The sequence below is a fragment of the Chitinophaga sp. H8 genome (assembly GCF_040567655.1).
In the GTDB taxonomy this organism is placed as follows: domain Bacteria; phylum Bacteroidota; class Bacteroidia; order Chitinophagales; family Chitinophagaceae; genus Chitinophaga; species Chitinophaga defluvii.
In genome coordinates, this window is record NZ_JBEXAC010000003.1 from 234,867 (window position 1) to 255,339 (window position 20,473).

At 45.1% G+C, this 20,473-nt stretch carries 18 protein-coding genes; 9 read left to right on the forward strand and 9 right to left on the reverse strand.

All coding sequences use genetic code 11. The features are described 5' to 3' along the window. Positions 1 to 135: 135 nt before the first annotated feature. The gene (gene pckA / locus ABR189_RS27860) at positions 136 to 1,737 is read right to left on the reverse strand and encodes a phosphoenolpyruvate carboxykinase (ATP) (RefSeq protein ID WP_354663802.1); all 1,602 of its coding nucleotides are present in this window, start codon (positions 1,735 to 1,737) and stop codon (positions 136 to 138) included. Between the two features lie 490 nt (positions 1,738 to 2,227). Between pckA and ABR189_RS27865 the strand changes: the two genes are divergently transcribed. From ABR189_RS27865 to ABR189_RS27885, 5 genes are all read left to right on the forward strand, one after another. Beyond that, positions 2,228 to 3,517: an aminopeptidase P N-terminal domain-containing protein gene (locus tag ABR189_RS27865; protein ID WP_354663803.1), complete on the forward strand. Its 1,290-nt coding sequence runs from the start codon at positions 2,228 to 2,230 to the stop codon at positions 3,515 to 3,517. A gap of 123 nt (positions 3,518 to 3,640) precedes the next feature. Beyond that, positions 3,641 to 4,414, forward strand: a complete 774-nt coding sequence (locus ABR189_RS27870; protein ID WP_354663804.1) for a CDP-alcohol phosphatidyltransferase family protein — start codon at positions 3,641 to 3,643, stop codon at positions 4,412 to 4,414. Positions 4,415 to 4,479: 65 nt separating this feature from the next. After that, entirely contained in the window at positions 4,480 to 4,725 is a 246-nt protein-coding gene (gene purS / locus ABR189_RS27875) for a phosphoribosylformylglycinamidine synthase subunit PurS (protein ID WP_354663805.1), read from the forward strand. 75 nt (positions 4,726 to 4,800) lie between these two features. Continuing rightward, the gene (rsmI, locus tag ABR189_RS27880; RefSeq protein WP_354663806.1) at positions 4,801 to 5,472 is read left to right on the forward strand and encodes a 16S rRNA (cytidine(1402)-2'-O)-methyltransferase; all 672 of its coding nucleotides are present in this window, start codon (positions 4,801 to 4,803) and stop codon (positions 5,470 to 5,472) included. 153 nt (positions 5,473 to 5,625) lie between these two features. Beyond that, positions 5,626 to 7,500, forward strand: coding sequence for a M1 family metallopeptidase (locus tag ABR189_RS27885; RefSeq protein ID WP_354663807.1), 1,875 nt, complete (start codon positions 5,626 to 5,628; stop codon positions 7,498 to 7,500). A gap of 74 nt (positions 7,501 to 7,574) precedes the next feature. On the opposite strand, the gene ABR189_RS27890 is transcribed toward ABR189_RS27885, so the two are convergent. The 8 genes from ABR189_RS27890 to ABR189_RS27925 form a co-directional block, all read right to left on the reverse strand. Then, positions 7,575 to 8,846 (reverse strand): hypothetical protein, encoded by a 1,272-nt coding sequence (locus ABR189_RS27890; protein ID WP_354663808.1) that lies wholly within the window; start codon positions 8,844 to 8,846, stop codon positions 7,575 to 7,577. Between the two features lie 154 nt (positions 8,847 to 9,000). After that, positions 9,001 to 9,477, reverse strand: coding sequence for an Hcp family type VI secretion system effector (locus tag ABR189_RS27895; RefSeq protein WP_354663809.1), 477 nt, complete (start codon positions 9,475 to 9,477; stop codon positions 9,001 to 9,003). A 156-nt stretch (positions 9,478 to 9,633) separates the two neighbouring features. Further along, positions 9,634 to 10,200, reverse strand: a complete 567-nt coding sequence (locus tag ABR189_RS27900) for a DinB family protein (protein ID WP_354663810.1) — start codon at positions 10,198 to 10,200, stop codon at positions 9,634 to 9,636. 134 nt (positions 10,201 to 10,334) lie between these two features. After that, positions 10,335 to 10,583, reverse strand: coding sequence for a hypothetical protein (locus ABR189_RS27905; protein WP_354663811.1), 249 nt, complete (start codon positions 10,581 to 10,583; stop codon positions 10,335 to 10,337). A 29-nt stretch (positions 10,584 to 10,612) separates the two neighbouring features. Beyond that, positions 10,613 to 11,026 carry a hypothetical protein gene (locus ABR189_RS27910; protein WP_354663812.1) on the reverse strand — a complete coding sequence of 138 codons (414 nt, stop codon included), beginning with the start codon at positions 11,024 to 11,026 and terminating at the stop codon, positions 10,613 to 10,615. A gap of 8 nt (positions 11,027 to 11,034) precedes the next feature. After that, the gene (locus tag ABR189_RS27915; RefSeq protein WP_354663813.1) at positions 11,035 to 11,622 is read right to left on the reverse strand and encodes an RNA polymerase sigma factor; all 588 of its coding nucleotides are present in this window, start codon (positions 11,620 to 11,622) and stop codon (positions 11,035 to 11,037) included. A 192-nt stretch (positions 11,623 to 11,814) separates the two neighbouring features. Further along, a complete protein-coding gene (gene rsmG, locus ABR189_RS27920) occupies positions 11,815 to 12,444 on the reverse strand; it encodes a 16S rRNA (guanine(527)-N(7))-methyltransferase RsmG (RefSeq protein ID WP_354663814.1) in 630 nt (209 codons plus the stop codon). 180 nt (positions 12,445 to 12,624) lie between these two features. Further along, positions 12,625 to 13,758, reverse strand: a complete 1,134-nt coding sequence (locus tag ABR189_RS27925) for a glycosyltransferase (RefSeq protein ID WP_354663815.1) — start codon at positions 13,756 to 13,758, stop codon at positions 12,625 to 12,627. A 432-nt stretch (positions 13,759 to 14,190) separates the two neighbouring features. Between ABR189_RS27925 and tgt the strand changes: the two genes are divergently transcribed. The 4 genes from tgt (at position 14,191) to recG (ending at position 20,346) form a co-directional block, all read left to right on the forward strand. Next, positions 14,191 to 15,321: a tRNA guanosine(34) transglycosylase Tgt gene (tgt, locus tag ABR189_RS27930; RefSeq protein ID WP_354663816.1), complete on the forward strand. Its 1,131-nt coding sequence runs from the start codon at positions 14,191 to 14,193 to the stop codon at positions 15,319 to 15,321. A gap of 120 nt (positions 15,322 to 15,441) precedes the next feature. Then, positions 15,442 to 16,521: an LptF/LptG family permease gene (locus tag ABR189_RS27935; protein WP_354663817.1), complete on the forward strand. Its 1,080-nt coding sequence runs from the start codon at positions 15,442 to 15,444 to the stop codon at positions 16,519 to 16,521. Positions 16,522 to 16,838: 317 nt separating this feature from the next. After that, positions 16,839 to 18,164 (forward strand): citrate (Si)-synthase, eukaryotic, encoded by a 1,326-nt coding sequence (locus ABR189_RS27940; RefSeq protein WP_354663818.1) that lies wholly within the window; start codon positions 16,839 to 16,841, stop codon positions 18,162 to 18,164. Positions 18,165 to 18,234: 70 nt separating this feature from the next. Further along, complete coding sequence (gene recG, locus ABR189_RS27945; protein WP_354663819.1) at positions 18,235 to 20,346, forward strand: ATP-dependent DNA helicase RecG; 2,112 nt, start codon at positions 18,235 to 18,237, stop codon at positions 20,344 to 20,346. Positions 20,347 to 20,473: the final 127 nt, after the last annotated feature.

Consider the following 20,473-nt stretch of genomic DNA (forward strand, 5'->3'; position numbering starts at 1 on the left):
GCACAAGTTCCGCAAAACAAGTTCCCTGCTTTCATATTAATAAGATGAATGGAACTTGTTTTGCGCTGGGCCATGCCCGGAATGAACTTGTTTAAATAATAATGTGGAACTTACAAGGCTAAAACTCTAATATAATCAAATTTTCGGAGCTGCAGCTAAAATTTCTTTCTCTGCCTCGGAAGCATATTTCTCAAAATTGCGGATGAACTGGCTGGCCAGGTCTTTGGCTTGCTTATCATACGCTTTTTTGTCTTCCCAGGTATTGCGCGGATCCAGTACATCGGCAGGAACGCCAGGGCATGTTTCCGGCTGTGCAAAACCAAATATCGGATGATCAGTGTAGGCCACTTTATTCAGCGAACCACTTAGTGCTGCCGAAATCATAGCCCTGGTGTAGCTTAATTTGATCCGTTTTCCGGTTCCATAAGCCCCACCTGTCCATCCGGTGTTCACCAACCACACATTTACCTTGTGTTTACGCATTCTTTCACCCAGCATCTGTGCATATTTAGCAGGATGTAGTGGGAGGAATGGCGCGCCAAAACAGGCACTGAAAGTTGACTTAGGTTCGGTAACGCCCGCCTCTGTTCCCGCTACTTTGGCTGTATATCCGGAGATAAACTGATACATAGCCTGGCCGGGGGAGAGACGTGATATGGGAGGTAATACTCCATAAGCGTCGCAGGTAAGAAAGAAAATGTTTTTGGGGATACCGCCAATGGATGGTTCCATTGCATTGTCAATGTAATGAAGGGGGTAGGATACCCGGGTATTTTCTGTAATGCTTTTATCAGCATAGTTTACCCGGTTGGTTTCAGGATAGAATGTGATATTTTCCAGTAAGGCACCTTCCCGCACAGCGTGAAAAATCTGTGGTTCTTTTTCCTCACTGAGATCGATACATTTCGCATAGCAGCCGCCTTCGAAGTTAAAAACCCCGTTGCTGGTCCAGCCATGTTCATCATCACCTATTAATTTGCGTTCCGGATCCGCACTCAGTGTGGTCTTTCCGGTGCCGCTCAGGCCAAAGAATACGGCCGTGTCTCCATCCTGCCCAATGTTAGCAGAACAGTGCATGCTTAAAACCCCCTTATCGTGTGGTAATACATAGTTCAGGATGGTAAAGATGCCCTTTTTAACTTCTCCGGTATAAGCGGAGCCGCCGATAAGGATCATTTTTTTACTAAAGCTGATCACAGAGAAGTTATGCTGCCGGGTACCGTCTGTAGCCGGGTCCGCAAAACAGCCAGGGGCCTGTATAATGGTCCAGTCTGTATGCAGGTATTCCAGCTCTTCTTCTGTAGGGCGTAGGAACATATTATACGCGAAAAGGCTGGCCCAGGGTGTTTCGGTAACTACCCTGATATTCAGACGGTAGTCATTGTCCGCACAGGCGTAACAATCGCGCATCCATACTTCTTTACCACTCAGATAGGTGGTAATCCTGGTATAAAGCTTATCAAAGGTCTCGTCGGAAATGGGGAGGTTAAAATCATTCCAGTTGACAGTAGTAGCAGTCAGCTCATCTTTTACTATAAACTTATCCTTCGGAGACCTGCCGGTAAATTCACCGGTGTTGATGGCAAGGGCGCCAGTGTCGGTCAGTACTCCCTGATTTCTGGTCAGTGTTTGTGATACCAGTACTTCGGGAGATAATTGAAAATGCACATTCGACGCGTCCACTATTCCCAAATCTCTAAGGTCGGAGATAGGATTCCTTACGCTGCTCATTTGCATAAAGCAAGATTGTTTTGGTGTAAAAGCAAATCTAGCGATTTTTTGATATTTTCAAATTTTATAGGTGTTGCACCATTCAAATTTAGAAAATATATTGTTTTGATAGGGCGGTAGGTGAAATATTTCAATGTACATCGATTTCATTACACGAATATCTAAGCAGTTGACGTGATTTACAGATGGTTAATATACCATTACTATAGGGTAAATGGATATCAGAGGAGCTATTAGCCTTTAGCTGTTAGCTTTTAGCCTTTGTAAGGGACGCCAACGGGGGAGCTTGGAGCTTCGAGTTACCAGTTTTATGCTTTTGTAATGGCAATCTCTTCGCTGCATTTGCCAATAGCTAACTGCTAAAAGCTAATAACTCTACCTCCGCTGCATTGGCTAACAGCTAACAGCTAATAGCTAATAGCTTTTTTGCCAGTTGCCTATTTTCCTGTAGGTTTGGTGCCTCAATCGCCATTAATTTATTCTTTAAATATACAATATGAAGAATTTGCCATTGGACCAGCAGCTCTTTATCAGGAACCGCCAGCGTTTTGTTGCCAAAATGCAACCACATGCCATTGCCATTATCAATTCAAATGATGAGTTGCCCACTAATGGGGATGCATTACACAAATTCAAGCAAAACTCCGACTTATACTGGCTTACGGGAATAGACCAGGAAGATACCATCGTGGTATTGTTTCCCGATAACCCGGATCCCAAATACCGCGAAGTATTAGTGCTGGTAAGGCCTAATGAGTTGAAGGAAAAGTGGGATGGACACCGCCTGCGTAAAAATGAAGCATTTGACATTTCAGGGATGGGTACCGTGGTGTGGCTGGATACCCTGGATGGCTTGTTACAGCAGTGGATCAATGATGCGGAAACGATTTACCTCAATAGCAATGAAAACAACCGTAAGGCCAGCCTGGTGCCGGTAAGGGATTACCGCTATGCGGCAGCAATGAGAGAACGTTATCCCCTGCATAATTATGCAAGGGCTGCCAGAATCTTTAAAGAACTGAGAGCGGTAAAAACAGCAGAAGAAGCTAAAGTGATTCAGCAGGCCTGTGATATTACGGAAAAGGCATTCCGCCGCTTGCTGCAATTTATTAAGCCTGGTGTATGGGAGCATGAAATTCATGCGGAGATCATGCATGAATTCCTGCGCAACCGCTCTGCAGGGGAGGCATATGGATCTATTATTGCTTCGGGCGATCGGGCACGTACGCTTCACTATGTATCCAATAACCAGGAATGTAAGGATGGGGAACTGATTCTGATGGACTTTGGGGCAGAATACGGCGGCTATAATGCTGACCTTACCCGTACCGTGCCGGTAAACGGGAAATTCTCTCCCCGTCAGCGCCAGGTATATGATGCCTGTCTGCACCTGCATATGTATGCCAAATCTATCCTCCGTCCGGGTATTACGATCGCAAAATATCATGAAATGGTAGGAGAGGAAGCAACCAAGGCATTTGTAAAACTGGGTCTGATTACCGAAGCCGACGTTAAAAACCAGGATCCGGAAAATATGGCCTACCGCAAATACCTGTATCATGGCATTTCCCACCACCTGGGAGTGGATGTACACGATCTGGGGCCCTCTTTCTACCAGCCTATTCCGGAGGGCGCTGTACTGACCATTGAACCAGGTATTTATATTGAAGAAGAGAAAATGGGGATCCGTATTGAAAATAATATCTGGCTAACCGCTGCCGGCAATGTGGATTTCATGAAAAATATACCTATTACGGCCGACGAAATAGAAGCATTAATGAAGTAATAATGTCGGGGGCTGGCAAAAAAGGGAATTCCTGCCCAGGCAGGTGATGATAAAGTGATATGGAAACGTATCTTAGCACCTTCATTCCTTTTTTAGTCAGCCCCTTTTAGTAACAGGCTATCAATGAAACAACTACCTAACATCCTTACCCTTGGCAATCTTTTTTGTGGTGCCCTGGCTATTATCTGCATATTACATGCGCCGCAGTATATTGCTGAATTTAACGGTACAGAATATACGATTACTAATCCTGCGCCGGTATATTGGGCGTCTGTACTGGTAGTACTGGCTGCGGTATTTGATTTTTTTGATGGACTGGCTGCCCGCTGGCTGGGATTACAGTCGCCGATGGGCAAAGAACTGGATTCCCTGGCAGATGTGGTAAGCTTTGGCCTGGTACCGGGTATGATCTTGTTCCGCCTGCTGCGCAGCGCCTATTTTCAAATGCCGGACGTATTTGATGTGTCCTACATTAACCTGGCTCCTGCATTACTGGTGCCCTGCTTTGCGGCCTACCGGCTGGCAAAGTTTAACCTGGATACCCGGCAGTCCGAAAATTTCATCGGCATGCCTACCCCTCCGGTAGGATTGCTGGCAGCGTCTTTTCCCCTGATTGTACTATATAATCCTTTTAACCTGGCGCATTGGCTGCAAAACATATGGGTATTATATATCATTATAGCCTTGTTATGTTACCTCATGGTGGCAGAAATTCCGATGCTCAGCCTGAAATTTAAAAAGCTGAAAGATCCGGGCAACTGGCCCCGGTATGTTTTAGTAGTGCTGACGCTGATCAGCATACCTGTTTTGAAGTACGCAACGGTGCCATTTATATTCACCGTTTATGTAGTATTATCGCTGATAGCACCTCCTAAAACCGGGGTGGTTAATCCCTGAAGATGAAGATTAATGGCTCATCTTTCATTATTAATTATTAGGTTTGCGACAAAATTTTAAAAACAATGACTTTTACTGCACATATCAATGTGATGCCACTGAAAGAATTATTGGATCCGCAAGGCAAAGCGGTAATGAGTGGCCTTAAGAACTTAGGCATGGGCCAGGTGCATGATGTGAGAATTGGTAAGCACATCACTTTGCAGATAGATGCGGCCACCAAAGAAGAAGCGCAGCAAATCGCTGAATCAGCTTGTCAGAAACTGCTGGCTAACCAGGTAATGGAATCTTTTGAAGTTCATATTCAATAGCAGCTATTGGCCATTCAGTCATGAGCGGCGGGTATCCCATTGCTCATGACTGCCGGCTCCGGCTCATTTTTCTTAATGTCCAAGCTTTACATCGTTCCTTCTCCCATCGGCAATCTGGCCGATATTACTTACCGGGCCGTTAAAGTCCTGGAAGAGGTGGAGCTGATCCTGGCAGAAGATACCCGCACTTCCGGTGTATTGCTAAAACACTACCAGATCAATAAACCCGTTACGCCTTACCATCAGCACAATGAACATAAAGTGCTGCAACACCTGGTGCAGCAGATACAGGCTGGCAAAACCATGGCCCTGCTTACTGATGCGGGTACGCCAGGGGTGTCTGATCCCGGTTATCTGCTGGTACGCGAGTGTATCCGTGCAGGTGTGCCGGTGGAATGCCTGCCAGGTGCTACGGCTTTTGTGCCTGCACTAGTAAACAGCGGGATACCCATGAACCGGTTTGCTTTTGAAGGTTTTCTGCCTCCTAAAAAAGGACGGCATACCCTGCTTACACAACTGGCACAGGAAGAACGTACCATTATTTTCTACGAATCACCACATCGCCTGGTAAAGACCCTGCAGGATTTTATACAGTACTTCGGGCCAGACCGCCCCTGCTGCGTAAGCCGGGAGCTCTCCAAAATGTTTGAAGAAAATAAACGTGGCAGCCTCCAGGAAGTACATGACTACTTCCAGGAAAAAGGTGTGAAAGGCGAAATCGTAGTAGTAATTGAAGGGCTTCCGTAGCATATCACCCTCTCCGCTAACCTTTTTCATTTCAGCTGTTGCATCCCGTATCTTGCTGCCGCATCATTTGCCAGCCATCAATAATTGCCTGCTATCGCCTGCCAACTATGGAAATTGTCCTAATTTAGCGCCCGGAATCAAAATATTTTAAGGATGAAGCACTTGGTATTGGGGAAATACATGGTCTGCTGTTTACTGGCAGGTAGTTGGTTACAGGTACAGGCGCAACCGGATAGGTGGCAACAACGGGTGAAATACACCATGGACGTTAATATGGACGCTCCAGCAAATCGGTTGAGTGGTAAGCAGCAACTGGAATATTTTAATAATTCCCCCGATACCCTCCACAAAGTTTTCTATCATTTGTATTGGAATGCTTTTCAGCCAGGAAGCATGATGGATGTACGCAGCCAGGAACTGGGTAAGGTATTGCTGGGTGCCAGCAAAAGACAGGACTGGGATGCGCGTGTACGGGATCGTATCTCCAAACTGCAGCCAGATGAAATCGGATATCAGAAAGTGATTTCTCTGAAACACGATGGCAAACCACAGTCTTTTAAAGTTGTGGAAACTATCCTGGAAGTAGTACTGGACAAACCAGTATTGCCGCATTCAAAAACTGTGTTTGAAATGGAATTTGAAGCACAGGTACCGGTACAGATCAGGCGCAGTGGCCGGAATAACTCCGAAGGGGTAGACTTCTCCATGGCACAGTGGTACCCTAAAATGTGTGAATATGACTATGAAGGATGGCATCCTACTCCCTATATCGCCCGGGAATTTTATGGTGTTTGGGGAGATTATGAGGTAAAGATCACGATAGATAAAAAGTATGTACTGGGGGGGACGGGGTATGTACAGAACCCTAACCAGGTGGGACATGGTTACGAAAAACCAGGCACTAAAGTGGTACGCCCGGCTGTTGATAAGCTTACCTGGCATTTTGTTGCCCCTAATGTGCATGACTTTGTATGGGCTGCTGATCCGGACTATAAACATATTACCCAAAAGGTGGACGGCTTTACGGCGCATTTCTTTTATATAGAAAATGAAAAGACTAAAGATACCTGGCCACAGCTGGCTAAGATGATTCCGCCGGCCTATGCCTGGATCAAAGCGCATTACGGGCCGTACCCGTATGAGCAATATTCGTTTATCCAGGGCGGTGATGGTGGTATGGAGTATCCTATGGCTACCCTGATCATGGGCAATGGTAAGATGGATGGCCTGTATGGGGTGGCTATTCATGAATGGATGCACAGCTGGTACCAGGGGATGCTGGCTACCAACGAAAGCTTATATCCCTGGATGGACGAAGGGTTTACTACTTTTGGAGAGGATAATACGATCTACAATACGGTAGATTCTTTGAAAGGCCGTAATCCTCATGCGGGCTCCTACGCCAATTATTTTAACCTCGTAAGAAGTGGTTATGAAGAACCTATGAGTACCCATTCCGATCACTTTAATACCAACTATGGATATAGTATTAATGCTTACTCCAAAGGGGCTGTATTCCTGGAGCAACTGGGATATATCATTGGAGCTAAAAACCGTGATAATGGCCTGCTGCGCTATTACCGCAACTGGCGTTTCAAACATCCGAATGTAAATGACTTTGTCCGTGAAATGGAGAAGGAAAGCGGAATTCAGCTGGACTGGTATAAACAATATTTTGTAAACAGCACCAAGCATATTGATTATGCGATTGATTCCGTGTACGAAAAAAATAATAAGGCCATTGTACGTTTACGCAGAGTAGGGCTAATGCCTATGCCGGTTGATTTCCTGGTAACGGCAAAGAACGGTGCCAAAGTAATGCACTATATTCCGCTGTCTATTATGTTTGGTGAAAAACCGGCAGAAGATGCTGTTAAAAGAGTGGTGCATACCGGATGGTACTGGACAAACCCTACTTATGAATTTGAGCTGGATATGCCCATCAGGGATATACAGGAAATTGAAATTGATCCCAGCCAGCGTATGGCAGATATTGACAGGTCTAACAACAAAGGTGTAGCACCTTAATTGTGGTACTTTCATGGATTTATAAAAAGCATCAGGGCTGACCATTTGGTCAGCCCTGATGCTTTTATTTACAGTTATTTTATCCGGTATAATTTTCCTTCTCCAGGTAGAAAGTTGACGGTTATTTCGCGGTCTTTATTCCATTTTATCTGCTGCACTTTATCGTTGTCATTTCCAATATGTCCGAGCTGTTTAATTTTCTCATTCACATGCAGCCGGATGGATTGGCTGTCTTTATAAGATTTATTGACCAGCATGATATATTGACTACCATTTTGCTGATGCTCAAAATAGGTAACTATCAACGCAGCAGATGGATCTATCGGCTGCAGCCACGCATCTTCCGGTAACGCCGTTGTGTGTTCCGGTAGTTTGGAACCGGTGTGGTATACCTCTTTTGCATCCAGTGCTATGAGGGTTTTTCCCAGCTGTTTCATTTCTTTGTTAAACTGCTGCGCATAGGCATACAATTCCGTTTTACGTCCCATGGTATCAATAATGGAAGGCAGGAATTTTTCTCCCTGTCCGGCAGGGGTCCAGTAAGTAAACCAAACCGGATATTTAATGCCGTAGGCCAGGAAGGAATACACATTATAACGAAGTTCTCCCAGGCTGGGACGTCTGAAAGCACCTGGTATACCAAAGGATTGCAGGTAAGCAGATGTTTTAATACCATACTTCAAACCTGCGCGACGGATGATATCCATGTTGTTGTAATAATTTTCCCGGAACCGTCCCTTATCATCATATGGATAATGGTCAAAAGAAAGATATTCCAGCTGGTCTGGCCCTGCCATCTCTATCCACCTCTCTACGTATTCTTTTTCATAATTTATATTGCCCAATTGTTCGTCTAAAGCATATACTGGAAAAAGATTTACATGTGCGCCTTTCTGCGGATCTGCTTCCATGATGATTTTATGTGTAGTAGCGCACCATTGGAGCTTTGCCGTATCCGGCTCGTCTATAATATAATAACCTGCTGTAGCAGGGTGTGATTTAAAATCGTTGACCATTGCTTTTATTTCAGCGGGCGTACCATGTACCCGCGGATCAGCTACCAATACCTTTAACCCATGCTTTTGTGCGAGGTCAAGCATCTTCCGGTTTTTATCCGTTGTATATAAGTCGGTGCTGCTTACATTCTGGATCACATCAATGTGCGCCTCTTTCATGATCTTGTATTGCTCATCATTGGTAAAAGCCCATACCGGAGGCCAGAAAATACCGATCTGGAATTTGTCGGCAGTAGTCTTACGTGTGTGCTTTACCGTATGGCTCTGTGCTGATACGCAACAGGTGCTTATCAATACTAACAGTAAAGTACAAAGGGATTTTATTTTCATAACATGGTTTATGACTCTAAGATAATATTATAAATATGGAATTTTTTGTAAGAGTCTGTCTTAAGTTTATATGCTCCAAACAGCAAGCTGACTAAGCATAGAAATACCTGCTAACCATTTCCATGCTTAGTCAGCCTTGAATAGTGCAGTAGTCTTATATTTTGGTGTTCTTTTTCAGATCAAATCCTCCTTTGGTGGGTGTTACTCCTCCTTTTGCATCCTGGGTATAGTATACCCATTCAATAGTGGTGTAGTTAAAAGACAGTATTTCTGTGAGCATATTATCGCTGCCATGTCCGCTTTGGGTGACAGCGCTGATCAGTACATCCCTGAGGGAAATCGTGTACAGGATACTGTTAGGCATTCCACTGCGGCATATTTCCAGGCGTACTTTTTTCAGGTGTTTGCCTGTGGCAGCAATGATCGTAAGCGGAATACTGGCGGCATCTACTTTTTTGGTAATAACCAGATCACCGAATTGCGCTTTGCCTGCTCCGGCACCGCCACTATGTGGAGGAGTATTGTTGGCTAACTGCCAGGAAAACCCCAGTGCATCGATCTGGTCTTTGTGGTGGGCATCTTTACTTTCTCCTTTGATATCATCCACCTGTAAAAAGAAGTCTAAAAGCATTAATAATCTATTTGCCGTGATGGAAATGAGTATTATCCTGCGAAAAAATGTATAGGGAAGTTACACAATAATCCTGATGCCTGCAATGGCTGATGCAGGCTGGCCTCCCCAGATCATTTTTTTATCGCATGGCGGGGTACAGAGGTGCGTTGGGGATCAGTAAATTAGCTGCTGTAGCTGGTTTTCCCAGGTATGGCTTTGTTCTTCATGATCCCGGAGGGTGTTCAGGTGGTGTTCCATATGGTAAGCAGTAAAGTAGAGTGCTTCCCGGAGGGTTATCTTGCCCAGGGAAGGGTGTGGCACCAGGTAGTTGTCCAGGTCGGCTGCTGTTTGGTTTTGCAATCTGCTGAGCAGTTGTGTTTGTTGTTCGGCAAAGGTGTGCAACAGGGTGGGCCGTTGTGGCAAATAAATCACCCCGGGCATATAGGCCTTTACGGCGGGTAAGCCACCTTGCAGCAGGTGCTGGTAATCTGCTACCAGCTGATCATAGGTGCGCGAAGGTTGAGTCGGTTTACCCCAGAAGCGCAAGGCGATTTTAGGCAATCCCAGTGCTGAAATAACAGGTCTGGTACTTTTGATCAGGTGGTCCAGTTGTTGTCCTGCCGACCATTTGCCGTAAGGAGAGGCGGTGAACCGGTGATCCGGGAGTGAGCGGACGAACGCTGAAAAACTATTGAAGTTATTATCAAGTAAGGTATGTATGGCTTGATGGTTCAGGTTCATAGGAATTCGATTTAAAGGTGATAAAAACACAAAACCAGGCATTCACCATAATCGACATATACCCGGGCCATTGTATTCGTCCTTGCTGGAAGATACGTTAGTTTTCCGATATGTCCAATTACACGCGGGTGATCCTAATCCAGGATTTCGCAGTGAAAGCCCTGGTTTTTTACAAAACGGATGATCTCTTCTTCCGCCACTTTCATGTCTGCGATCCGCAGTACTTTGTCGCAGTCGTCCAGGTCTACATGACAGGAGCTTACTTCAAAATGCGTTTCTATAGCATGGATCATTTGCTGGCGGTGTTTCTTGGTAGCTATATTGGTTTTAAAAATACCTATCATAGCCTTTTGTTGTGTTGGATAAGGTGCAGTGAGTAACATAAAGCTCGTGTTGTGCGTGTATGGTTAAACTATTTGGGTGTTTCCGTTTCCGTATCGGGTTTTGTGCCCGGTGTATCCTGGAAGAAGTCGTCGTTCCAGCGTCCGAAACGTCTTGGCGACATACAACGTTTGAAGTTTGACTTGAATTTTTCCCTTTCCTCCGGTGTCATCTGTTCCATTCTCATTTGCATTCTTTCTTTCCATTGGGCGCGGTCCCGGCCACCCCATCCACCCGGGCCACCTTTGTGATGATGCCAGCCAAACAGTAATTTACTGAGGAGCAGCAATCCCAGTGCCTGCCAGAAGGATACTACCGGGCCATGAAACAGCTCAGGTACCAGCCAGTTCCATAAAAGCTGGGTGGCAAAAGTGGCCGCGGTTAAAAACAGCAGTATCACGAAGAATCCTACGGGACCACATTTGTTATATTTATTTCTCATCATTTTTTTTGTTAATCGTTTAATAATTCTTTGTACAATTCAGACAGGCGTTCCCGTAAATACAATACCGCGTAACGTTTCCGCGATAAGAGGGTATTTACCGGCACTCCTGTGGCGGCAGACATTTCTTTGAATGATTTACCAGCTACTTCATGTTGCAGAAATACGGTGCGTTGTTCTTCCGGCAGTTCTTCTACTGCTTCCAGGATACTTTCGGACAGTATTTTCCGGATCATCGGAACATCGGCGCCTGCTGTCTGATCCGGGAGTATTTCCGACAGAAACAACGGTTCTGATCCATCGTATTCCTGCACATGATCTGAGAAAGATGTTTCCCGCTTTTTTCTGAACCAATCTGTAATTTTATTCCGGGTAACGGCAAAGAGCCAACCGGTTAATGAATCTATCTGACTACCCAGGCGGGAATATTCTGTAAACTGATAAAAAACGTCCTGTAAAATGTCTTCTGCATCCGCTACATTAGTTACCCGTTGCCGGATAAAATTCAGCAAACGCTTACGCTCCTTCTGAACGGTTTCTTCTATACGTTCATTTTGCTCTGAGGCCATAGACATATTTGTAAGGAGCAATTCTTTCATCTTATTTAGGAAGACGACGAGCTAACCCCAATATTTTATCAGAACCAAAGTTTTTTTTATTTTTTTCTGCATGACTACCTTTTCAGGTACTTACAGGGCCATTTTAGGGGCATTCACCTCACTTTAACGAACAAACAGGGGCAAGTGGGATAAAAAGGCAGGAAAGGAGAGGAGCGGGCAAACAGGTAAGCATTAAATGCCTACCTGCAAAACATACTTATCCTGGAAAAATGCTTCCGGAAATAACTCATGAATAGCTGTTCTTCTTGGTTTTACCCCACTTTCAGATATTTCCTGGGCAAGATCACCCCCTTTCAGGCAAATCAGCCCATGTTTGAATTCCCGTCCCAATACCGGCGACTTCTTCAGTAAAGGCTTACTCCAGTGCCAAAGGTCCTTCAATGGGGCTACCGCCCTGGACACAACGATATCAAACTTACGGTTCTTAATATCTTCTATCCTGCTATGAGCGGCAGTTACATTCTTCAATCCCAGTGATTCGGCCACCCCTTCCACTACTTTTATCTTTTTACCAATAGAGTCTACCAGGTGAAATTGTACTTCCGGAAAAAAGATAGCCAGCGGAATGCCAGGGAATCCACCGCCGGTGCCGAGGTCTACCACCTGTGTACCCGGCTCAAAATCATGAACGGCAGCTATGCTGAGAGAATGTAATACATGCTTTTCGTATAAGGCATCAATATCTTTCCTTGAAATGACATTGATCTTTTCATTCCATTCCTGATATAAATCCTTTAACGCAGAGAACTGTTCCAACTGCTGTGCTGTAAAATCGCTGAAGTACTTTAAAATGATGTCCATGTATGAAGCTGTTAGCAGTTAGCCTTTAGCTTTTAGCTATGTCAAACATGCTTTAAGTAAAAAGGTTAACAGCCAGATGTTAAGCTGTTAGCTATTAAAATAAAATTCAAAAACTCCAAATAATGTCGTTATCCGCTGCATTAAGCTGATAGCTAACAGCCAAAAGCTCACCGCTGATTCTTACCATTTATTCTTCGATTTGAACAATAATGCGGGTGTGAAGATAATATAATAGCAACACATGAAGAGGTCCATCAGCCAGCTGAACTTGAAAAGATCGCTCTCATCCAGTTTGCGGAGCGCAAAAAAGGTGATGATGGATTGCACTACCACCTTTCCGCCAAAGAGGCCCAATACATAGGGCAGCATGGGGGTATAAAACAGGCTGGCAATGAAGAGGGGATAGAACAGGAAGTGAGTCAGCGAAAACAGCCCCAATAGGAATTTATGGCTGAAGCGGTAGTATTTGCCGGTAGACATATGCCTGGTTTTCTGGCGGTACCAGCTTTTCCAGGTAGTTTTAGGCTCGGAGTAGGTAAAGGCTTGTTTATCAATCACTACGGCCACGTTGTTTTTGGTGGCGGCGGTGTTTATAAAAAGATCGTCATCGCCGGATGCCAGGTGCTGGTGGGAGGTAAATCCTTTGTGGCGGAAAAACAGCTCGCGTTTGTAGGCCAGGTTACGGCCCACACCCATATAGGTGAGCCCTGACATGGCAAATGAAAAAAACTGCAGGGCACTAAAGAAGGTTTCGTACCGGATTACCTTGTTTAAGAAGCCGGGCTTTTTGTGGTAAGCACCGTATCCCAGTACAATCTCTTTACCATCATCAAACCCCTGGCTCATTAAAGATAACCAGTAAGTGCTGGCAGGCTTGCAATCCGCATCTGTCAATAACAGGGTTTCGTGTTGTGCGCCCTTAATACCGATGGACAAGGGATATTTTTTACCGGGAATAAATTTAGCCGCCTGTTTGATTTCGATATGCCGGTAATGTGGATAACCTGGCTCAATGGATTTCAGGTAGTATTTGGTGTCGTCTTCTGAATGATCATTTACCACAATTACTTCATAATCAGGTGTATGTGTGGTGTGATACCGCTGTTGCAGTACCGCCGGCAGGTTTTTCTGCAGGTTCTTTTCTTCGTCCTTTGCACAAATGATCACGGAAAATGGTGTCACAGGTACATGGTCATCATTGAACTTACGACGATAGAAGGCTGTACGGGAGAAAAATATCAGGTAGTAAAGTATTTGTATCCCGGCTACAGCAGCAAAACAGTAAAAGGTAATTAAACCTATTTGATTAAGCATATTGAGCGCAAAAATATATGATTTTAATTATCTATATAGGTCTGTGGATAAATTTTTTAAGCTATTAGCTATTAGCTGTTAGCTTTTAGCTCAATGCAGCGGATGGTTCAATAATAGTTATATGCTAATGATCTGTTGCCTGTGTGGTAATTTTGCCCCACAGGATGTTTTTGTTATACCCTTTTTATAGCCTTTTATACTCTATTCATACTCTATCTATGCTTTAACCATGCTTTAACTATGCTTTAACCATGCTTCAAGCATAGGGTGACTCGTCCTAAAATAGGTTTACACGCTGCATTTTGCTAACAGCTAACGGCTAATAGCTAAAAGCTTTCCTTCGCTGCATTGAGCTAAAAGCTAAAAGCTAAAGGCTAAGAGCTAATATCTAACAGCTATTTCCCTACCTTTGCGGCCGAAATACAGGAGCCAGTGAATTTTGAACTGATTACTACAGATACGGGCAGTAATGCCCGGGCAGGGAAAATAACTACTGCCCATGGGGAGATAGCCACCCCGATTTTTATGCCGGTAGGTACGGTGGGTAGCGTAAAAGCGGTAACACAGGACCAGCTGCGCAATGCAGTGCAGGCACAGATCATACTGGGCAATACATATCATTTGTATCTGCGGCCAGGCATGGAGGTATTATCCCAGGCCGGCGGATTGCACCGTTTTAATGGCTGGGACCGTCCCTTATTGACAGATAGCGGGGGATACCAGGTATTTTCCCTGGCAGCCAACCGGAAGATAAAAGAAGAAGGGGTGGTGTTTCAATCCCATATCGACGGTTCCCGGCATCTTTTTACCCCGGAAAATGTGATGGACATACAACGGACCATCGGTGCCGATATCATTATGGCTTTTGATGAATGTCCGCCTTACCCCTCAGAGTATCGTTATGCAAAGAAGTCGATGGAGCTTACCCACCGTTGGCTCGACCGGTGCATTCAGCAGTTAAAGGATACCCAGCCGGCCTATGGGCATGAACAAACCTTGTTTCCGATTGTACAGGGCAGTACTTATAAAGACCTCCGGGCTATTTCCGCACAGGAAATTGCCGCACGGGATTGTGCAGGCAATGCTATCGGAGGCCTGAGCGTGGGAGAGCCGGAACAGGATATGTACGAAATGTGCGGCCTGGTATGTGATATCCTGCCCAAAGAAAAGCCCCGCTACCTGATGGGAGTAGGTACTCCCTGGAATATCCTGGAAAACATTGCCCTGGGTGTGGATATGTTCGACTGTGTGATGCCTACCCGTAATGGCCGTAATGGCATGTTATTTACCTGGGAAGGGGTGATGAACATCAAAAACAAGAAATGGGCTACTGATTTTTCACCTGTTGATGAAAACAGTGCCTGTTTTGCCAGCCGGGACTATTCCAAAGCCTACCTGCGTCACCTCTTTGCCGCCGGTGAAATATTAGGCATGCAATTAGCCAGTATTCATAACCTGGCCTTTTACCTGGAACTGGTGACGGAAGCCCGCAAACAAATCCTGGCCGGGACTTTTACCGCCTGGAAAAACAGCGTGATAGGACAATTGAAGAACAGACGATAAACTAAAAGCAATTAGCCTTTAGCTGTTAGCTTTTAGCGGAAATGCAGCGAAACAGGGCTAATAGCTAACTGCCAACAGCTAATAGCTTTTTATTATATTGCATGCCATCAACAGCAATACATGACAAAAATAGACTGGTATATACTACGTAAGTTCATAGGCACCTTTATTTACTCCATCATGATATTGCTGGTTATTTCCGTAGTGATCGACATTACCGAAAAACTGGATGATTTCATGGGCAGTAACCTGTCTGTGGGAGCTATTATCGTGGACTATTATTTTGGCTTCATCCCGCATATTGCTGCATTGCTTTTTCCCCTGTTCATATTTATTTCAGTTATATTCTTTACCTCCAAAATGGCTTACCGGTCCGAAATCATTGCCATCCTGTGCAGTGGGGTGAGCTTTCGCCGGTTCCTGCGCCCTTACTGGGTAGGTGCTTTTTTATTTGGAGGAATCCTCTGGCTGGCCAATCAGCATGTGGTGCCCAATGCCAACAGAATCCGGACGGCTTTTGAAAATAAGTATACCCGCTCTCCCAACGCACAAACTACCCTGTACGATAAAACCATGCGTATTGACAGCTTCACGTATGTTAATTTCGGATCTTATGAGCCTAACTACAAAAACGGAAGCGGCTTTGTACTGGAACATATAGCCGGGCAGGATATGACCTATAAGCTGAAGGCAGACCGTATTGCCTGGGACTCTACCACCAAAGTATGGAAGCTGGATTATGTAAGCATACGTACCATCAAGGGGCTGGAAGAACACTGGTGGAAAACCCAGGATACTACTCTGAAGCTGGCGTTGACACCAGCGGAAATGGTAGAAGAGAAGAATGTGCAGGAAGCGATGACCTCCGCCCAGCTGAAACGTTATGTAAAAAGAGAAGAACTGCGTGGGGCAGAAGGGCTGAACGTATTTTATGTGGAGCTGTACCGCCGTACTTCCGCTGCTTTTGCAGTGGTGATATTAACGCTGATAGGTGCCATCATTGCGTCCAAAAAGGTGCGGGGAGGAAGCGGGTTGCACCTGGCCTTAGGTATTGTGATCAGTGCCAGCTATATCATCTTTCTCCAGTTTTCCACGGTATTTTCGGTAAAGGCTGACCTGGACCCTATGCTGGCCGTTTGGATTCCTAACTTTATGTTCGGGGCACTGGCCTTCTGGCTATACCGCAGAGCTCCTAAATGATTGTTGCTTTTTCCGCTGGCTGGTACAATTACGTCGTCAGCCAGTTGATATAACCATCCTATTCTCTCCTTTTTCTCTGTTGGCAGAAAATTCACATTTCTTTAATGCAAATTAACAGTCATTGTTTATGTAATGCATGAATGGCTGATAATGATCTTTTTGTGCCTTTAAAAGGCCCGCAGTGCCTGCTTATTACCGGGGGTAAGTACCTGCTTTTTTTTGCATTAAATCGGGGTAAATAGTAAAAACTTCGTTAACAAATCATTACTTTTGTTAATTGATTGATTTTGTTTACACTACTAAATTATAGGAGTAAAATGGGGTATATAAAAGAGAAATTTAAAGTAAAGGCAGATGAATTGAACGTAGAAGTAAAGGATTTGCTGAAAAATCATGGAACAAAAAAGATTGAAGATGTAACACTTGCACAGGTGTACCAGGGTATGCGCGGTATTACTGGTTTGGTGACTGAAACATCTTTACTGGATGCGAATGAAGGTATACGTTTCCGTGGTTATTCTATTCCTGAGTTACGCGAGCATTTGCCTAAAGCAGCTGGCGGTGCAGAACCTTTACCGGAAGGCTTGTTTTATTTAATGCTGATGGGAGAGCTGCCCACAGAAGCGGATGTACAATATGTATCCAGCATGTGGGGACGCAGGTCGCACGTACCTAACCACGTATTTGCTTCTATAGATGCATTGCCCATCAGTACACACCCTATGACCATGTTTACCGTAGGTGTAATGGCTCTGCAAACGGAATCTTCCTTTGCACAGGCATACGCAGAAGGTATCAATAAAAAAGACTACTGGAGCTACATGTATGAGGACACAATGAACCTCATTGCCCGTTTGCCCCGTATTGCAGCATACATTTACCGTCGTAAATATAAAGGTGGCCAGCATATTCAGCCGAATGGCATGCTGGACTGGGCTGGCAACTTTGCACATATGCTGGGTTACCAGGATGAAGGATTCCGGGAACTGATGCGTCTGTACATGACGATTCACGCCGACCACGAAGGTGGTAACGTGAGTGCCCATACTACCCACCTGGTAGGTTCTGCATTAAGTGATGCTTACCTCTCTTTTGCTGCCGGTATGAACGGTTTGGCTGGTCCGCTGCACGGCCTGGCTAACCAGGAAGTGATCAAATGGATCCTGAGTATGCGGGAAGAACTGGGTGGTGGTATGCCTACCAAAGAGCAGATCGAAGCCTATGTACGCAAAACCTTATCAGAAGGTAAGGTAGTACCTGGTTATGGTCATGCGGTACTTCGTAAAACAGACCCCCGCTTTACCGCACAGATGGAATTTGCTAAAAAGCATTTGCCTAATGATGAACTGGTAAAGATCGTTTGGATGGTATACGAAACGGTACCTCCCATTTTACAGGAAATAGCCAAGATCAAAAACCCATGGCCTAATGTGGATGCCCATTCCGGTGCTTTGCTGGTACACTATGGTTTAGTGGAATATGAATTCTACACCGTATTGTTTGGAGTGTCCCGCGCATTGGGTGTGCTGGCTTCCCTCTGCTGGGACAGGGCACTGGGACTTTCTCTCGAAAGACCAAAATCTGTTACTACCCAATGGATGAAAGACTTTGTAGAAGGTAAAATTGAGGAAGTAGCAGAATAACTATATTTGTAACTGAATTAAAAGGCAAATAGTTTTGTACTGTTTGCCTTTTTTAATTGTCAATAATTTCTTGAGTAGCTATACCGCCATATTATCCAATCCGATAGAATACCTGAAAGGCGTAGGTCCGCAACGGGGAGAACTGCTGCGCAAAGAGCTGAATGTGCATACGTTTGGTGATCTGTTGCTGTATTTCCCATTCCGTTATATAGACCGCACCAAGGTAGATAAAATCAGCAGCCTGCACGGTCAGATGGACTATGTGCAGATACGGGGGCGTATTACCTACATAGAAGTGATGGGAGAAAAGCGGAGTAAAAGGCTGGTTGCCACACTCAGGGATGAAACCGGAGAAATATCACTGGTATGGTTCCAGGGCTGGCAATGGGTGCAGAAATCATTGCGCGAAAATGTAGCCTACCTGGTATATGGCAAGGTGACCGCTTTTAATGGTGTATTACAGATCACACATCCGGAAATGGACCTGCTCACGGAAGATATCGCTACTGGTAAGCAGTTCTTGCAACCCATTTATTATACCACAGAAAAATTAAAAGCAAGAGGACTAACGGCCAAGGCTATTGGCAAACTGACTTTTAACCTGCTGGAGCAATTATCTCCTATAGAAATTCCGGAAAATATTCCGGAACCGGTATTGCAGCAATACCGGCTACTGCCAAGGCCCCTGGCCTATTTTAAGATACATTTGCCTGCCAGTGAAGAGGAAGCGAAACTGGCACAACGGCGATTGAAATTTGAAGAGCTGTTTATTGCACAGATACGTATCTGCCGCCTTAAAATAAAACGGCATAAGTTATCCCACGGCTTCATTTTTGGAACAGTAGGAGATGCATTCAATAACTTCTATAATGAGCATCTTCCATTTGACCTGACCGGTGCACAAAAGCGGGTATTGAAAGAGATCAGGCAGGATACAATGAACGGGCGGCAAATGAACCGGTTGTTGCAGGGAGATGTGGGTAGTGGTAAAACAATTGTGGCGCTGCTGGCGATGTTATTGGCGATGGACAACGGTTTTCAGGCATGTTTGATGGCACCTACAGAAATCCTGTCGCAGCAGCACTTCAAAGGGTTGTCTGACCTGTTAAAAGATATGCCTGTAACAATATCTCTGCTTACCGGCAGTATCAAAGGAAAAGCGCGTAAAAAGATCCTGGCGGAAGCGGCGGATGGCAGCTTAAACCTGCTGGTAGGCACACATGCCCTGCTGGAAAAAGAAGTAGTGTTCAAAAACCTGGGTATGGCCATTGTGGATGAGCAACACCGTTTTGGCGTGGCGCAACGTGCACGGCTATGGCAAAAGAATGAAATACCCCCGCATATCCTGGTAATGACGGCTACGCCTATCCCACGTACACTCGCTATGACGGTATATGGGGATCTGGACGTATCAGTAATAGATGAGCTGCCTCCGGGGCGAAAACCTATTACCACAGTGCATCGTACAGAATTCCAACGCCCACGGGTAATGGATTTTATCCGCGAAGAAATACAAAAAGGACGACAGGCATATATCGTATATCCTCTGATTGATGAGTCTGAAACCCTGGATTATGAAAACCTGATGAAGGGGTATGAAGAAGTAAAAGCCTTTTTTCCCGAACCCAGGTATTATATCAGTATGGTGCATGGCAAACAACCGGCAGACATGCGGGAAACCAATATGCAGCGTTTTGTATCCGGAGAAACGAATATTATGGTGGCCACTACCGTGATCGAGGTAGGGGTAAATGTGCCCAATGCTTCTGTGATGGTGATAGAAAGCACCGAAAGATTCGGATTGTCCCAGTTGCACCAGTTGCGTGGACGGGTAGGCAGGGGGGCTGACCAGTCTTTTTGTATCTTAATGACCGGCAATAAGGTGAGCAACGATTCCAAAGAGCGGATCCAGGTAATGGTGCAAACCAATAATGGCTTTATTATCTCTGAAAAGGATATGGAGCTGCGGGGGCCGGGAGATATTGAAGGTACCCGGCAGAGCGGTGTGCTGGACTTCCGGCTGGCAGATATTGTAAACGATAAGCCCATCTTGGATGCTGCCAGGGCCAGTGCAGAGAAAATATTGCAGGAAGATACCGACCTCCTCCTGCCGGAAAATCAACCCTTGCAGCAATTTTTAGTTTCCCAGCGCTCAAAATCCCAGTGGAGCAAAATTTCCTGACCGGTTTTACGTTAATATATCAAAGCATATTCCCTATGTATCATTTTACCTGTTTATCCATTTCTTCAGCCTGATCCATAGTGTTATTATTTTACCGTTATTGTAACAATAATGGCTATTTCTGCGT

Coding starts and splice junctions, on each gene's coding strand:
- ABR189_RS27885 (WP_354663807.1), top strand. CDS start 5,626: ATGAAGCACTTGGTATTGGGGAAATACATGGTCTGCTGTTTACTGGCA.
- ABR189_RS27935 (WP_354663817.1), top strand. CDS start 15,442: ATGACAAAAATAGACTGGTATATACTACGTAAGTTCATAGGCACCTTT.
- ABR189_RS27890 (WP_354663808.1), bottom strand. CDS start 8,846: ATGAAAATAAAATCCCTTTGTACTTTACTGTTAGTATTGATAAGCACC.
- ABR189_RS27905 (WP_354663811.1), bottom strand. CDS start 10,583: ATGTTACTCACTGCACCTTATCCAACACAACAAAAGGCTATGATAGGT.
- ABR189_RS27895 (WP_354663809.1), bottom strand. CDS start 9,477: ATGCTTTTAGACTTCTTTTTACAGGTGGATGATATCAAAGGAGAAAGT.
- rsmI (WP_354663806.1), top strand. CDS start 4,801: ATGTCCAAGCTTTACATCGTTCCTTCTCCCATCGGCAATCTGGCCGAT.
- purS (WP_354663805.1), top strand. CDS start 4,480: ATGACTTTTACTGCACATATCAATGTGATGCCACTGAAAGAATTATTG.
- rsmG (WP_354663814.1), bottom strand. CDS start 12,444: ATGGACATCATTTTAAAGTACTTCAGCGATTTTACAGCACAGCAGTTG.
- ABR189_RS27870 (WP_354663804.1), top strand. CDS start 3,641: ATGAAACAACTACCTAACATCCTTACCCTTGGCAATCTTTTTTGTGGT.
- pckA (WP_354663802.1), bottom strand. CDS start 1,737: ATGCAAATGAGCAGCGTAAGGAATCCTATCTCCGACCTTAGAGATTTG.
- ABR189_RS27900 (WP_354663810.1), bottom strand. CDS start 10,200: ATGAACCTGAACCATCAAGCCATACATACCTTACTTGATAATAACTTC.
- ABR189_RS27865 (WP_354663803.1), top strand. CDS start 2,228: ATGAAGAATTTGCCATTGGACCAGCAGCTCTTTATCAGGAACCGCCAG.
- ABR189_RS27910 (WP_354663812.1), bottom strand. CDS start 11,026: ATGATGAGAAATAAATATAACAAATGTGGTCCCGTAGGATTCTTCGTG.
- ABR189_RS27940 (WP_354663818.1), top strand. CDS start 16,839: ATGGGGTATATAAAAGAGAAATTTAAAGTAAAGGCAGATGAATTGAAC.
- ABR189_RS27915 (WP_354663813.1), bottom strand. CDS start 11,622: ATGAAAGAATTGCTCCTTACAAATATGTCTATGGCCTCAGAGCAAAAT.
- ABR189_RS27925 (WP_354663815.1), bottom strand. CDS start 13,758: ATGCTTAATCAAATAGGTTTAATTACCTTTTACTGTTTTGCTGCTGTA.